The sequence below is a fragment of the Aeromonas sp. TECH754 genome (assembly GCF_056279295.1).
In genome coordinates this window covers 3,620,495-3,635,000 of sequence record NZ_JBWBRA010000001.1, presented here as the reverse complement: position 1 = coordinate 3,635,000, position 14,506 = coordinate 3,620,495, and the positions used below count along the sequence as shown (strand labels likewise).

Here is a 14,506-nt window from a genome sequence, read left to right as displayed (position 1 = left end):
GCGAACCGGGAGAACTGAAACATCTAAGTACCCCGAGGAAAAGAAATCAACCGAGATTCCCTTAGTAGCGGCGAGCGAACGGGGATTAGCCCTTAAGCAACTTGGAAGTTAGTGGAATGGTCCTGGAAAGGCCAGCGATACAGGGTGATAGCCCCGTACATGAAAACGACCTTGTTGTGAAATCGAGTAGGGCGGGACACGTGACATCCTGTCTGAATATGGGGGGACCATCCTCCAAGGCTAAATACTCCTGACTGACCGATAGTGAACCAGTACCGTGAGGGAAAGGCGAAAAGAACCCCTGTGAGGGGAGTGAAATAGAACCTGAAACCGTGTACGTACAAGCAGTGGGAGCCCTTCGGGGTGACTGCGTACCTTTTGTATAATGGGTCAGCGACTTACATTTTGTAGCGAGGTTAACCGTATAGGGGAGCCGTAGGGAAACCGAGTCTTAACTGGGCGTCTAGTTGCAAGGTGTAGACCCGAAACCGGGTGATCTAGCCATGGGCAGGTTGAAGGTTGAGTAACATCAACTGGAGGACCGAACCCACTAACGTTGCAAAGTTAGGGGATGACCTGTGGCTGGGGGTGAAAGGCCAATCAAACTCGGAGATAGCTGGTTCTCCCCGAAAGCTATTTAGGTAGCGCCTCGGACGAATACTACTGGGGGTAGAGCACTGTTTGGACTAGGGGGTCATCCCGACTTACCAACTCCATGCAAACTCCGAATACCAGTAAGTAATATCCGGGAGACACACGGCGGGTGCTAACGTCCGTCGTGAAGAGGGAAACAACCCAGACCGCCGGCTAAGGTCCCAAAGTTCTGGTTAAGTGGGAAACGATGTGGGAAGGCTCAGACAGCTAGGATGTTGGCTTAGAAGCAGCCATCATTTAAAGAAAGCGTAATAGCTCACTAGTCGAGTCGGCCTGCGCGGAAGATGTAACGGGGCTCAAACCAGGCACCGAAGCCGCGGATTCACACGTATGTGTGAGTGGTAGGGGAGCGTTCTGTAAGTCTGCGAAGGTGTATCGAGAGGTATGCTGGAGATATCAGAAGTGCGAATGCTGACGTAAGTAACGATAAAGGGGGTGAAAAGCCTCCTCGCCGGAAGACCAAGGGTTCCTGTCCAACGTTAATCGGGGCAGGGTGAGTCGACCCCTAAGGTGAGGCCGAAAGGCGTAATCGATGGGAAGCAGGTTAATATTCCTGCACGACTTGTAATTGCGATGGGGGGACGGAGAAGGCTAGGTGGGCCAGGCGACGGTTGTCCTGGTGAAAGTGCGTAGGCGGTATCTCTAGGCAAATCCGGAGATGCAACGCTGAGACACGAGACGAAGCCACTACGGTGGTGAAGCCATTGATGCCCTGCTTCCAGGAAAAGCCTCTAAGCTTCAGATTACAAGTCATCGTACCCCAAACCGACACAGGTGGTCGGGTAGAGAATACCAAGGCGCTTGAGAGAACTCGGGTGAAGGAACTAGGCAAAATAGAACCGTAACTTCGGGAGAAGGTTCGCTCTTGACAGTGAAGTCCCTTGCGGATGGAGCAGTTGGGAGTCGCAGTGACCAGATGGCTGGGACTGTTTATCAAAAACACAGCACTCTGCAAACACGAAAGTGGACGTATAGGGTGTGACACCTGCCCGGTGCCGGAAGGTTAATTGATGGGGTTAGCGCAAGCGAAGCTCTTGATCGAAGCCCCGGTAAACGGCGGCCGTAACTATAACGGTCCTAAGGTAGCGAAATTCCTTGTCGGGTAAGTTCCGACCTGCACGAATGGTGTAACCATGGCCATGCTGTCTCCACCCGAGACTCAGTGAAATCGAATTCGCCGTGAAGATGCGGTGTACCCGCGGCTAGACGGAAAGACCCCGTGAACCTTTACTACAGCTTGGCACTGAACATTGAACCTACATGTGTAGGATAGGTGGGAGGCTTTGAAGGCGTGACGCTAGTTGCGCTGGAGCCGTCCTTGAAATACCACCCTTGTATGTTTGATGTTCTAACGCAGGGCCCTGAATCGGGCTCGCGGACAGTGCCTGGTGGGTAGTTTGACTGGGGCGGTCTCCTCCCAAAGAGTAACGGAGGAGCACGAAGGTTGGCTAATCCTGGTCGGACATCAGGAGGTTAGTGCAATGGCATAAGCCAGCTTAACTGCGAGACGGACAGGTCGAGCAGGTACGAAAGTAGGTCATAGTGATCCGGTGGTTCTGAATGGAAGGGCCATCGCTCAACGGATAAAAGGTACTCCGGGGATAACAGGCTGATACCGCCCAAGAGTTCATATCGACGGCGGTGTTTGGCACCTCGATGTCGGCTCATCACATCCTGGGGCTGAAGTCGGTCCCAAGGGTATGGCTGTTCGCCATTTAAAGTGGTACGCGAGCTGGGTTCAGAACGTCGTGAGACAGTTCGGTCCCTATCTGCCGTGGGCGTTGGATGATTGAAGGGAGTTGCTCCTAGTACGAGAGGACCGGAGTGAACGAACCTCTGGTGTTCGGGTTGTCACGCCAGTGGCACTGCCCGGTAGCTAAGTTCGGAATCGATAACCGCTGAAAGCATCTAAGCGGGAAGCGAGCCCTGAGATGAGTCATCCCTGACCCCTTGAGGGTCCTAAAGGGCCGTTGGAGACCACAACGTTGATAGGTGGGGTGTGTAAGCGCGGCGACGTGTTGAGCTAACCCATACTAATTACCCGTGAGGCTTAACCATACAACACCCAAGAAGTGTTCTGGGCCTTGTAGCAAGTGAACGAACTACTTATCTAATTCAGTGATAGTGACAAGGCAAACGCCTAAGTCGTTATTCACGTCAGCTTTCCAGATGAAGTTTTTTGCCTGGCGGCCATAGCGCCGTGGAACCACCTGATCCCATGCCGAACTCAGAAGTGAAACGCGGTAGCGCCGATGGTAGTGTGGCATTCGCCATGCGAGAGTAGGACACTGCCAGGCACCCAATTAAACGATGATGTGCAAAGTCACGTCATTGGCCGAGAGGATGACACCTCGTTGAACGGCAGCAGAATTAGCAAAGCGCTAACCAAATTGCGGAGCGGTAGTTCAGTTGGTTAGAATACCGGCCTGTCACGCCGGGGGTCGCGGGTTCGAGTCCCGTCCGCTCCGCCACACTTTAAAAGCCCAGTCGAAAGACTGGGCTTTTTTCATTTGTACTATCTGAAAATTCCGTGCTTTGCACTCTCACTATCGGCCAGTAGCAAAAAAGTAACGACTTGATCCCTATGGCTTTCTCCCTGTGTTCGACCTTTCCCCAGCTGCTGAATCGCCCCGGCTTCTCTAGACACTTTTGAGCCGTTCGAAATATTGCTTCTCACACTCTACTGTCGATAGCCCATTGTTAAAACTGTGCCGACGCTTGGGGTTGTAAAACATCTCAATGTAATCGAACACATCCTGCCGAGCCTCCTCGCGATCCGCATAGGTTTTACGTCGGATCCGCTCGCGCTTGAGGAGCTGGAAAAAACTCTCCGCCACCGCGTTATCATGACAATTACCACGTCTGCTCATGCTGGCCTTGAGCCGGTGATCCCGCAAAAAATCCTGCCAGTCATAGCTGCTAAACTGGCTCCCTTGGTCAGAATGAACCAGCACTTCCTGTTCGGGTTGCCGTCGCCACACCGCCATCAGTAACGCGCTGATGGCCAACTCTCGGTCGATCCGTGGTCCCATTGACCAACCAATGACTTGTCGTGAAAACAAATCCAATACCGCGGCCAGATAGAGCCAGCCTTCATGGGTTCGAATATAACTGATGTCCGTTACCCAGACCTTATTTGGCTCAGTTACATCGAACTGGCGTTCAAGATGATTCGGTGCAACCACCGTTGGCCGGCCACCATAATGACCGGGACGGCGACGATAACCGGTTTGTGAACGTAAACCTTCATGACGCATTAATCGCGCCACCCGGTGTTTCCCACAGGTCTCGCCCATCTCTCGCAGGTCGTCCCGGATCTTGCGATAACCATAGACGCCGCCGCTTTCTAGCCAACATTACTTGATCTGGCCCAGAAGGCGTTGGTCTTCAAGTGCTCGGGCAGATAAAGGCTGGTGCTGCCAGGCGTAATAACCGCTCGGGTGGACATTCATCATCCGACACAGTCGGCGGATGGGATGTGTGGACGCGTGCTCCCGGATGAAGGCGTACCTTACCCTGACAGTTTGGCAAAGTACGCGGCTGTAGATTCAACTTGTCAACGCAACACCCTTTTCAATAACTTCTTTTGGTGTTTTAAATTTCAGGGTCTTCCTCGGTCTGCTGTTTAGTTGGGCTGCAACCTTATCCAGCTCCTGCTGGGAATATTGGGCAAGGCATGTCTTTTTGGGGAAAAACTGTCGTATCAGACCATTGGTGTTCTCGTTCGTGCCCCGTTGCCAGGGACTTTGAGGATCACAGAAGTAAACTTTTACTCCTGTACTGGCAGTAAGCTCCAGATGCTTGGCCAGTTCCATGCCGCGATCCCACGTCAGGGACAGCCTGAGCGTGGGTGGCAGTGCCTGGAATTTATCTATAAGCGCTTGATTTACAGACCCTGCATCCTTTCCATTTAGCTTGAGAATAACGGTATAGCGCGATTTCCTATCTACAAGTGTGGCTATGTGAGAGTTATTAGTGCCGGACACCAAATCCCCCTCCCAGTGACCGAATGATCGTCGGTTATCGATGTGCTTGGAGCGCTCGTGGATTGATATGCCATTCACGATATTGATGGTGCCTCTTTCTCCCTTGCGTATATGGCGTTTTCCATGGCGCAGGCTATGAGAACGGCGCAGATGTTTGACAAGCAGGTGGTGCAGCGCACTCCGATTGCGAAAATACAGCGTTTTATAAATCGTCTCGGCGGATATCTGCATCATGTTCTGGCGGGGGAACGTTCTTCTGAGCCACCCAGAGATCTGCTCCGGAGACCATTTTAACTCGAGTTTTTCCAGCACCAGATTTCGCAGTTGCGGATTCCGCTCCAGAAGGCATACCTTGGGTCTTTTGGCCATTCGATTAGCGCGATTATTGGCATCAACAGCTTTGTAGCCGCGTCTACCACGATTACGTTGAACTTCCCGAGATATTGTTGAAGGAGAGCGGTTAAGGGAGCGTGCTATGGCACGAATACTCATTCGTGCCGATAGACCGGCTCGAATCTCCTCACGCTCAGATAACGTCAGGTGAGCTACTGCTCGACGGCGCTCGCTCGGTTTGATGCCTCCCGTGTCCCTCAACATGGTGAAAATGGTGCCGGGCTTTGAATCCAAGATTCTCGCTATCTCGCTGAAGCCTGTTCCCCGCTTCCACAGATCAAAAACAAACGCTTTTTCCTTTGCTGTAAATGTTCGCTTCATTCAACAATCCTCCGCAACGGCATGCTTTCACATGGTTGTTGCGTTGATCAATTGAATCTACAGCGGCCTTTTTTAAGATATCTCGCTCATCGGTGACGCGGCGCAGTTCAGCCTTGAGGCGCCGAATTTCGGCTTGCTGGCGTCGTGCTGGCTGTAGCGTTTGATCCAGACGTAGAGACTGTGGCTGGAAACACCAAGTCGCTCAGCGATCTCTGCCACTGGGTAATGGCGCTCAGTCACCTGCTTGACGGCGGCCAGTTTGAATTCTTCCGTGTAACGTTGCTGCTTGCTCATAACACCTCCTGAATGACCTCAGTTTGAGGCTCTTGAGGTGTCTAGGAAAGTAGGGGCGATTCAGTTGACCATATCCCATAAAAGAAAAGGGGACGGCGTCTGCCGTCCCCTCAAGTCATCTAGTCCAGTCCCTGAACTGCCATGCTCCCTGCAATCCCTGACTCTATCCTGTCCTTTGGAATTTCCCCTTCCCATTCCGTTGGGGTGTCCTGTGGCCATCCTAGCCTGGCAATCGCTCCTGATTGCTTCACCCTCTCCATCCTGGAGGTGTCCATTACCACATCCCGTGGTGTTCCTTGCGTCTTCCTGACAGATAACCATCCAAGTTATCTCGCTTCATCCAGAAGCTGTTCCTGTCGCCTCCGGCGAGGTTCCTTTCATCCTGAAGAGCGATAATCCATACCACTCTGCCTCGTCCTGAGGTGTCCACCACATCCTGTGGCTGTCCTGTCAATCCTTGATGATAACCATCCGGGTTATCAGCCTCATCCTGAGGTGTCCTGCCACATCCTGTGGCCTTCCCTGTTTATGCGCCGTTCTGCATCCTGCCGAACCACCGCCGTCCTTGTGAGACCCATACTACGGTAACCGAGAACGGGAACAAGGCGTGATCTGTCATGGACAATGGCAAGGTGATGAATAAATATTGAACTTCACATATAAATCTTCTTTTATATTAATAGGTTATTTTGTTTCTAAAGAAAGCATAACAGCTGTGGGATGGCTTCACGTACGGTTCAACGATGAGGGGTCTTACAGGGGGGATGGCGGATCTCTCACAACCTGAAACAGGGAGGAAAACGATGGTACAGGACGTTCAATCAGGGGTGTAAGAGTTAAAAACTATTTGAGTTAATATGCTGAAAAATCAAACAAAAGCCGGGACTCGTCCCGGCTTGTCATTATCAAAGGTGCTATTCGATCAGCTAACCCGGGTTGTACCAGTCGGATAGGCCTTGCGCAGTGACTCGGGAGCCAGCACTTCCAGGTTGCCGCTCATGTTGTTCAGCCAGGAGCGAAACTCGGGGGTGTCCTGCACCTCGGTCTCAACCACCACGCTGCGTTTGTCATAGCGGGTCATACGCGGGTTGTGGCCCGGGATCTGCCCATCGATCAGGGTAGGGCAGTTGGCATCGATACGACCGACGAAGCGGATGGGGCCGCTGACGTCCTGATAGCCTTGCTCGCGGATCAGCTTCTGGATATTGAACTCCTTGGGCTGGGTCGCGCTGAAGTTGGTCAGCTCCACGTTCTTGATGTGATCGAACGGGATGCCGTAGACCTTGGGATCCAGCTCGGACAGGGTGCAGAGCAGGACGGGGCCATCCGGCTGGTTCAGGATGCCGAGCGGGTTGATGCGGTCATAGCAGAGCCACACGGTGCGTTCCTTGATGACGCGCTGGATCTCGGCACTGAACTTGCGACCACGCCAGAGGGCATCGCGGATCAGAGTGCTGCGGCGGATCTCCGGATTGCCGGCGAATGGGCGTGGCGACTGGTGCACGCTCTCGAGCCAGCGTTCCGCCAGTTCGCTCTGGCTGTCGCGGATCACCTGGCCAGCCTTGTCGATCAGCGGATTCAATTCGGTCAGCACGCTGGCCGGCAACAGTTGGCTCGCCTGATCGCTCCAGGTTTTCAGGGCCACAGCCAGCGAGAGCGGCATGATGTTGGCAAAGTCATTGAGGCCGTGGCGCTCGAAACACCAGCCATGGGGTTTGCTGCGTTCATCCGAGGTGAGGTCGAACAGTCCCATACCGGACATCTCTTCCAGGTCCCGTTGCACGGTACGCAGACTGACGTGAATGCCTTCCTCTTCCAGTTTTACCTGAAGTTGGCTGGCGGTCAGCTTGTAAGGGCGGTGCGGGATGCAACGCGCCAAGGTCAGTTGTCGTAACAGCTTCTTACTCATGGTGCATGCCTTCACTGGTTTAGCGTTGAGGTTATCCTAGCCAGTACTTGCGACAGTCTATGTCGCAAGTTTTGCTGCGACAACTGTCGCCATTTTCATACAGGATTGGATAACTCACTGATAAGAATAATAAAATACGCCACAAGTGGCTCTATATGAAGCCTTTTTTTGACTGAAAAAAGCAGCTGGGGCAATGTCGCCTACACCCTTATCGGGATGAAAGGTGCTGGCAAGCGGGCTGTGCGGGAGATAAAGAGGGGAAGTGCGGTGAGGGGCTGGCCCTCACCGGCAAAGCAGTTATCAGGCGAGCCAGGACCAGGCCGACTTGGTCATGGCGGCGCCCACCATGTAGCCAAACACGGCGAGGGCGGCCACGCCGGCGATCAGTTTCTGGCTGCGGGCGGGGCGTTTGAGCGCCATGACGCCGAGACCGATGTAGACCACCAGGGCGATCAGTTTGGCCATCAGCCAGGGCTGCTGGCCCGGGCTCATCTGCAGCGTCACCGCCAGCACCAGTCCGAACAGCAGCAGGAAGGTGTCGTTGACGTGGGGCGCTATCTTCAACCAGCGTTGCTGCAGCCGGTTGCTGCCGCCGAGGGCCAGCAGCCAGCGATAGAGGAACAGCAGCACGCTGACCAGGGCCAGGGTCATGTGCAGGTGTTTGAGCATGGGATAATAGGCAATCATATTGCTTCCTTGTCGTTGTCGGGCAGACCGCTGTTCCAGTTGTGAGCGTGGGTACGCTCTTGTCCTTCCTGATCGTCTTGCAGCAGATCGGAGAGGATCTCCCTGTATTGCAGGCTCTTGTTGATATAGGTGTGCTCGTCGTCCAGGTAGTTGACCTGCTCGCGCAGCAAGCGGTTGTCGTACTGCTTGAACATCTGGCCGGCGCGCCAGGCCTGGTTGGCTCTGAACCCAAGCTGGGTCAGGGCTTCCACCCCGAGATCCACCGCCGAGCCCAGGGTTTCCCGGTGCACGCTGTCGACCCCGAGGCGCAGGATCTCGTGGGCCGTGGGTCTGTCCTGGGCTCGCGCCAGTATCTTAAGGTGCGGGAAGTGTTTCTTCACCATTTCAATTACTTCGAGCGAGGTGGCCGGGTCGTTGATGGAGAGCACCAGCAGCTTGGCCTTGTGAGCCCCGGCGGCATGCAGCAGATCGAGCCGGCTGGCATCCCCATAAAACACCTGATAACCGTACTTGCGCAGCATCTCTATCTGGCTGGCGTCCTGTTCGAGGATGGTGGTGCCGATGCCATGGCCGTGCAGCAGACGACCGACTATCTGCCCGAAACGGCCGAAGCCGGCGATGATGACGGGATGCTCGACCAGCTCGGGCTGCTCGTGTTGCGGCACGTCGGCCCGGTTGCGGTAGTCGAACCAGGGCTGGATCACCCTATCGTTGAGGATCAGCAGCAGCGGGGTCAGCGCCATGGACAGGGCCACCACCAGGGTCAGCAAGGAGATGGTCGTCCCCGGCAGCACCTTGTTCTGGGCGGCGAACGAGAACAGTACGAAGGCAAATTCCCCCCCCTGGGCCAGCGCCAGCGCGAAGGTCCAGCGCTGACTGGGAGAGACCCGCAGGATCAGGCCGAGTGCCATCAGCACCAGCCACTTCAAGACCATCAGGCCGACGACCAGGGATGGGATGAGCAGCGGGTGATCGGCGAACAGGCCAAAGTCGATGCCGGCCCCCACCGACATGAAGAACAGGCCGAGCAGCAGTCCCTTGAACGGCTCTATGTCCGCCTCGAGCTCGTGGCGATACTCGCTGTCGGCCAGCACCACACCGGCGAGGAAGGAGCCGAGGGCGGGGGAGAGCCCCACCGACTCCATCAGCACGGCGATGGCGATCACCAGCAGCAGCGCGGCGGCGACGAAGATCTCCCGCATGTGGGATTGGGCGATGGCGCGAAATACCGGCCGCATCAGGTAGTGGCCACCCAGCACTATGCCGGCGATGGCAGCCACCACCAGCAGACCGTGCTGCCAACCCGCCAGATCCGAATTGCCGTTGCTGACAACGGGGGCGATGGCCAGCAATGGCAGCACCGCCAGTATGGGGATCACGGCGATATCCTGGAACAGCAGCACCGCGAAGGCGGAGCGGCCGCTTTCGCTCTGCATCAGCTTGCGCTCCTGCAGGCTCTGCAGCACGATGGCGGTGGAGGAGAGCGCCAGGATGAGGCCGATGGCGAGGCCCTGTTGCCAGGGCAGACCGATGAGATAGGCCACCCCGGTCAGGGCGACGCTGGTGAGCAGCACCTGCAGACCGCCGGTGCCGAGAATAGGGCCCTTCAACTGCCACAGCAGGGCGGGTCTGAGTTCCAGGCCGACCAGGAACAGCATCAGCACCACCCCGAACTCGGCGAAGTGCATCACATCCTTCTGCTCGCCCACCAGGCCGAGCAGGAAGGGACCTATGATGATGCCGGCCAGCAGGTAGCCGAGCACCGAGCCCAGCCCCCAGCGTTTGGCCAGCGGCACGGCGATCACCGCCGCCGACAGATAGATCAAGGCATCAAACAGCAATCCGTGTCCCATCAGCGGGCCCTCCGTTTGAACAGGTTCATCCGAGCCGGCCGGGTGAGCCGGGGGAATATCCAGGTCTGTGTCATGACAGCCCCTCCAGCAGATCGCGCAGGTAGGGGCTCTCGTCGAGTTGGGTTGGCGTCAGCTGGTCGTCGCGCAGGGCGCTGATCAGCTGGCGATAATCCTGGCCGCAGCGGCGCAGCGCCGCCGGATCCTCGAGCTTGTGGAAGGAGTGCAGCACGAAGGGGGGCAGCCAGCGCATGCCGCACAGCTGGGCGGTCTGCTGGAATGGCAGCAGGAAGTCGAGCAGCGGCCGCTGGTTGTAACCGGCGCTGCAATAAGACTCGGGGGCCCCGCCGGTGGTGATGGCGCTGAGCCACTGCTTGCCCTTGAGTGAATGGGCCTCGGGGCCGTAGGCGTAACCGTACTCCAGCACCAGGTCCATCCACTCCTTCATGATGGCCGGGCAGGAGTACCAGTAGAAGGGGTGCTGGAAGACGATGATATCGTGTGCGGCCAGCAGCGCCTGTTCACGCTTCACGTCGATGAACATGTCCGGATACTGGTGGTAGAGATCGTGCAGGGTGATGCCCTCCAGGCCTTCGAGCGCCTGCAGCAGCTGTTTGTTGGCCCTGGAACTCTGCAGTGCCGGGTGTGAGAAGATAACCAGAATGCGTTTCATGGGGTCATAACCTGAGCGGAGACTCGTGTCGGCGAAAGAAGTATCAGCCGCGACGTTATCAAGAAGTGCCGTGCCCCGCCAGTGCCGGAACCGATGCTGGCGAGATGTTTGCACCCTTGGATGCGGCTCTTTTGGCGCCGCAAATGAGAACCAGTGTGGCATGCTCCACCCGCTATCTCACTCTCTTTTGATCTCCCGCAGGTGGGAGGCTTGACCCTCCCCCGGGGCCAAGGGTTACCATAGGCCTCCTTTGATGACTGAGGCATCTCATGGTTCTGACCCGCCGCCAACTCGCTCGCGCCCGCCGCTGGCTCCCCCTGTGGAGTCTGCTGATGGTGTTGATGTCGTTTGGCAGCCGGGCGGCGACCGATCTCTGCACCCTGACGCCTCATTGCAGCCAGAGCGAACGTACCCTGGAGAAAGCCATGCCCTGCGGCAGCTTTACCTCGGCGCTCGCCATGACGGTGCTGGGCGACAGCGGCCTGACGGTGGCCATGCTGGAACCCGATGCCCCGGATTTCCTCTCTCCCTCCCTGTTCACGCCGGCGGCGCCGCTCGAGCGGCTCGAACGTCCTCCCCGTCATCCCGGTTGAGTCGATTTTTTACCCTATCATTGGGCATTTCTTCTTATCCGAGGTGAGTTATGTACAAGTCCCTGTTACTGGCCGTGCTGGCCGGTTCCTTCAGTTTTTCTGCGCTGGCAACGGAGCAGATGACCGTCTACAAGTCCCAGTATTGCGGCTGCTGCAAGACCTGGATCAAGCACATGGAAGATAACGGCTTTGAGGTCAAGGTCGTGGAAACCGAGCAGCTCGATCCCATCAAGCAGCAGAACGGCATCACGCCGCAGCTGGCCTCCTGCCATACCGGGGTGGTGAATGGCTATGTGGTTGAGGGGCATGTGCCCGCCGCCGACGTGCAGAAGATGCTCAAGGAGAAACCGGCGATCCGTGGCCTGACCATTCCGGGCATGCCCCAGAGTGCGCCGGGCATGGACATCCCGGGTCAGCCCTATCAGGTGCTGAGCATCGACAGCGAGGGCGCGACCAAAGTCTGGTCGAGCTACCCCGGCTGACGAACACTGGTCATGAGCCGGCACTATTCCTAATCATGTGAGGCACACCTGAGCGAACCCGTGCCGCTCATGGCCAGAGGAGAGGGCCACCATCGCGAGATGGTGGCCTTTTTCATGGTTTTGGGCCTAATGTCCGGGGATCACTTGCAACCCGGGGCGACAAGGGGCAGATTGATCGCCATTTATTATCACAGGGTGATGTTCGGGTTTGCCTGCCAGGTTGCCGCACGAGCGGCGCGACTGACCGCGGCGCGATCGTCGCAGCATGGTGCGGACGCGAGCCCACCGACCCTGTTACCGCGCGAAGGATGCGACATGTTCATCTTTTCCCGAGGGTGGCTGCTGCTGGCTTGTCTGGCTGTAGTGCCCTGTACCCATGCCAATGAAGAGCCCGCCATGCCGACCAGCGATACCCCCCTCCAGACAGCCATTCTCCCCCCAGTGGCCGCCAAGCATCCCCATACCCTGAAGAAACACGGGGACGTCCGCGTCGACAACTACTACTGGCTGCGGGACGACGAGCGCGAGAAGCCCGAGGTACTGGATTATCTCAAGGCCGAGAATGCCTACACCGAGGCCATGCTCAAGCCGACCCAGCCCCTGCGCGAGCAGCTCTATCAGGAGATGGTGGCCCGCATTCCCCAGCAGGACGAGTCGGTGCCCTACGTGAAGAACGGCTATCGCTACCAGACCCGCTATGAGCCGGGCAAGGAGTACGGCATCTACTCCCGCACCCCATTGGGCGAGAAAGGGCAGGGCGACAAGGAGCCCAGCCTGATGCTGGACAGCAACCAGCGCGCCGAGGGGCACGAGTTCTATGCCCTGGGGGCACTGGAGGTGAGCCGCAACAATCGCTGGCTAGCGGTGGCGGAAGACTTCCTCTCCCGCCGTCAGTATCAGGTGCAATTCCGCGATCTGGAGAGTGGTAACTGGGCCGCCGACAAGTTGGAGAACACCTCCGGCAATCTGGTGTGGGCCAACGACAGCAAGACGCTGTTCTATGTGCGCAAGCATCCCAAGACCCTGCTGCCCTATCAGGTCTATCGCCACGAGCTGGGCACGGATCCCGCCAAGGATCAGCTGGTCTATGAGGAGAAGGATGACAGCTTCTACGTCAGCCTCTACGCCACCACCTCGGAAGACTTCATCGTCATCGCTCTCTCCAGCACCACCAGTGGCGAGGCGCGCCTCATCGACGCCAATGTACCGACCCAGACGCCGCGGCTGTTCCTGCCCCGTCAGGCGGATCACGAATACAGCCTGGATCACTACCGTGGCCGCTTCTACGTGCGCTCCAACAAGGACGGCAAGAACTTCGGTCTGTATGAAACGAAAGAGAGCCCGGTGGATCGCTGGCAGGCGGTGATAGCCCCGAACCCCGATGTGCTGCTGGAGAGCTATGCCCTGTTCAAGGAGTGGCTGGTGCTGGAAGAGCGCAGCCAGGGGCTGACCCGGTTGCGTCAGGTCAACTGGCAGAGCGGCGAGCAAAAAGAGATCGCCTTTGACGATCCCGCCTATGTCACCTGGCTCGCCTACAACCCGGAGCCGGATACCAGCCAGCTGCGCTATGGCTACTCCTCCATGACCACGCCGTCCTCCACCTATGAGCTGGATATGGACAGCGGCAAGCGCACCCTGCTCAAGCAGCAGGCGGTGGCGGGTTTCAAGGCCGATAGGTATGCCAGTGAGCGGCTCTGGGTGACCGCCCGTGACGGCGTGGCCGTGCCGGTGTCCCTGGTCTATCGCAAGGACAAGTTCAAGAAGGACAGCCACAACCCGCTGCTGGTCTATGGCTACGGCTCCTACGGCGCCAGCATGGATCCCGACTTCAGCACCGCGCGCCTGAGTCTGCTGGATCGCGGCTTCGTCTACGCCATCGCCCATGTGCGTGGTGGCGAGGAGCTGGGCCGCGGCTGGTATGAAGACGGCAAGCTGCTCAAGAAACAGAACAGCTTCCACGACTTCATCGACGTGACCGAGGCGCTGGTGACCCAGGGCTACGGTGCCAGGGATCAGGTCTACGCCATGGGCGGCAGTGCCGGCGGCCTGCTGATGGGGGCCGTCATCAATCAGGCGCCCCAGCTCTATCGCGGCGTGGTGGCTCAGGTGCCGTTCGTGGACGTGGTCACCACCATGCTGGACGAGTCCATCCCGCTCACCACCGGCGAGTACGACGAGTGGGGCAACCCGAACCAGAAGCGCTACTACGACTACATGCTGACCTACAGCCCCTATGACCAGATCAAGGCGCAGGCCTACCCGAACCTGCTGGTCACCACCGGTCTGCACGACTCCCAGGTGCAGTATTGGGAGCCCGCCAAGTGGGTGGCCAAGCTGCGGGAGCTGAAGACCGACGACAACCTGCTGTTGCTGAGCACCGACATGGATGCCGGCCACGGCGGCAAGTCGGGCCGCTTCAAGGCCTATGAGGATATCGCGCTGGAGTTTGCCTTCATCCTGGATTTGGCCAAGCCGAAGGCATAATTTGCCAGCGCGCCGAACCTGGGCCCGGCCGCCATTCATCATGGCGTGCCGGGCCGTTTTATCGGTGGCAAGGAAGGCATGCAGGTGTGCGCGTTAATCCTGCAGGTTGGCAATGCCAAGGCATGAAATGTTGCTGGTAAGTTGTTAATGAATGCGGGCTTGGCCTTCAGCAGACATCGC

Annotated in this window: 8 protein-coding genes, 1 tRNA gene, 2 rRNA genes and 2 pseudogenes (1 of these 13 only partly in view); 6 read left to right on the top strand and 7 right to left on the bottom strand. The window is 57.4% G+C overall.

Going from position 1 to position 14,506, the window contains the following annotated elements; genetic code table 11:
* The 3 genes from ACZ9IL_RS16515 to ACZ9IL_RS16505 all read left to right on the top strand — a co-directional run.
* Positions 1 to 2,712 (top strand): 23S ribosomal RNA (locus tag ACZ9IL_RS16515) (it extends 178 nt beyond the left edge of the window).
* A 124-nt stretch (positions 2,713 to 2,836) separates the two neighbouring features.
* Positions 2,837 to 2,951: ribosomal RNA gene (gene rrf / locus ACZ9IL_RS16510) — 5S ribosomal RNA — on the top strand.
* Between the two features lie 97 nt (positions 2,952 to 3,048).
* Positions 3,049 to 3,125 (top strand) — tRNA-Asp (locus ACZ9IL_RS16505).
* Between the two features lie 168 nt (positions 3,126 to 3,293).
* Here ACZ9IL_RS16505 and ACZ9IL_RS16500 read toward each other — a convergent pair.
* The 7 genes and pseudogenes from ACZ9IL_RS16500 to kefF form a co-directional block, all read right to left on the bottom strand.
* Positions 3,294 to 4,193: pseudogene (locus ACZ9IL_RS16500) on the bottom strand (IS3 family transposase); the annotation flags it as partial.
* 9 nt (positions 4,194 to 4,202) lie between these two features.
* The gene (locus ACZ9IL_RS16495; protein ID WP_476001825.1) at positions 4,203 to 5,354 is read right to left on the bottom strand and encodes an IS30 family transposase; all 1,152 of its coding nucleotides are present in this window, start codon (positions 5,352 to 5,354) and stop codon (positions 4,203 to 4,205) included.
* 67 nt (positions 5,355 to 5,421) lie between these two features.
* Positions 5,422 to 5,648, bottom strand: a pseudogene (locus ACZ9IL_RS16490) (transposase); the annotation flags it as partial.
* 922 nt (positions 5,649 to 6,570) lie between these two features.
* A complete protein-coding gene (locus ACZ9IL_RS16485; RefSeq protein ID WP_476004469.1) occupies positions 6,571 to 7,557 on the bottom strand; it encodes a helix-turn-helix transcriptional regulator in 987 nt (328 codons plus the stop codon).
* 300 nt (positions 7,558 to 7,857) lie between these two features.
* The gene (locus ACZ9IL_RS16480) at positions 7,858 to 8,244 is read right to left on the bottom strand and encodes a SirB2 family protein (protein ID WP_476004468.1); all 387 of its coding nucleotides are present in this window, start codon (positions 8,242 to 8,244) and stop codon (positions 7,858 to 7,860) included.
* Positions 8,241 to 10,097, bottom strand: coding sequence for a monovalent cation:proton antiporter-2 (CPA2) family protein (locus ACZ9IL_RS16475; RefSeq protein WP_476004467.1), 1,857 nt, complete (start codon positions 10,095 to 10,097; stop codon positions 8,241 to 8,243). The genes ACZ9IL_RS16480 and ACZ9IL_RS16475 overlap by 4 nt, the downstream gene beginning before the upstream one ends.
* 70 nt (positions 10,098 to 10,167) lie before the next feature.
* On the bottom strand, positions 10,168 to 10,767 hold the full coding sequence (gene kefF / locus ACZ9IL_RS16470) for a glutathione-regulated potassium-efflux system oxidoreductase KefF (protein ID WP_476004466.1): 600 nt from the start codon (positions 10,765 to 10,767) through the stop codon (positions 10,168 to 10,170).
* A 269-nt stretch (positions 10,768 to 11,036) separates the two neighbouring features.
* Between kefF and ACZ9IL_RS16465 the strand changes: the two genes are divergently transcribed.
* The 3 genes from ACZ9IL_RS16465 (at position 11,037) to ACZ9IL_RS16455 (ending at position 14,326) form a co-directional block, all read left to right on the top strand.
* A complete protein-coding gene (locus tag ACZ9IL_RS16465) occupies positions 11,037 to 11,360 on the top strand; it encodes a hypothetical protein (protein WP_476004465.1) in 324 nt (107 codons plus the stop codon).
* Between the two features lie 50 nt (positions 11,361 to 11,410).
* Positions 11,411 to 11,842, top strand: a complete 432-nt coding sequence (locus tag ACZ9IL_RS16460; RefSeq protein WP_476004464.1) for a DUF411 domain-containing protein — start codon at positions 11,411 to 11,413, stop codon at positions 11,840 to 11,842.
* Between the two features lie 315 nt (positions 11,843 to 12,157).
* Positions 12,158 to 14,326, top strand: coding sequence for a S9 family peptidase (locus ACZ9IL_RS16455; RefSeq protein WP_476004463.1), 2,169 nt, complete (start codon positions 12,158 to 12,160; stop codon positions 14,324 to 14,326).
* The last annotated feature ends 180 nt before the right edge of the window (positions 14,327 to 14,506 follow it).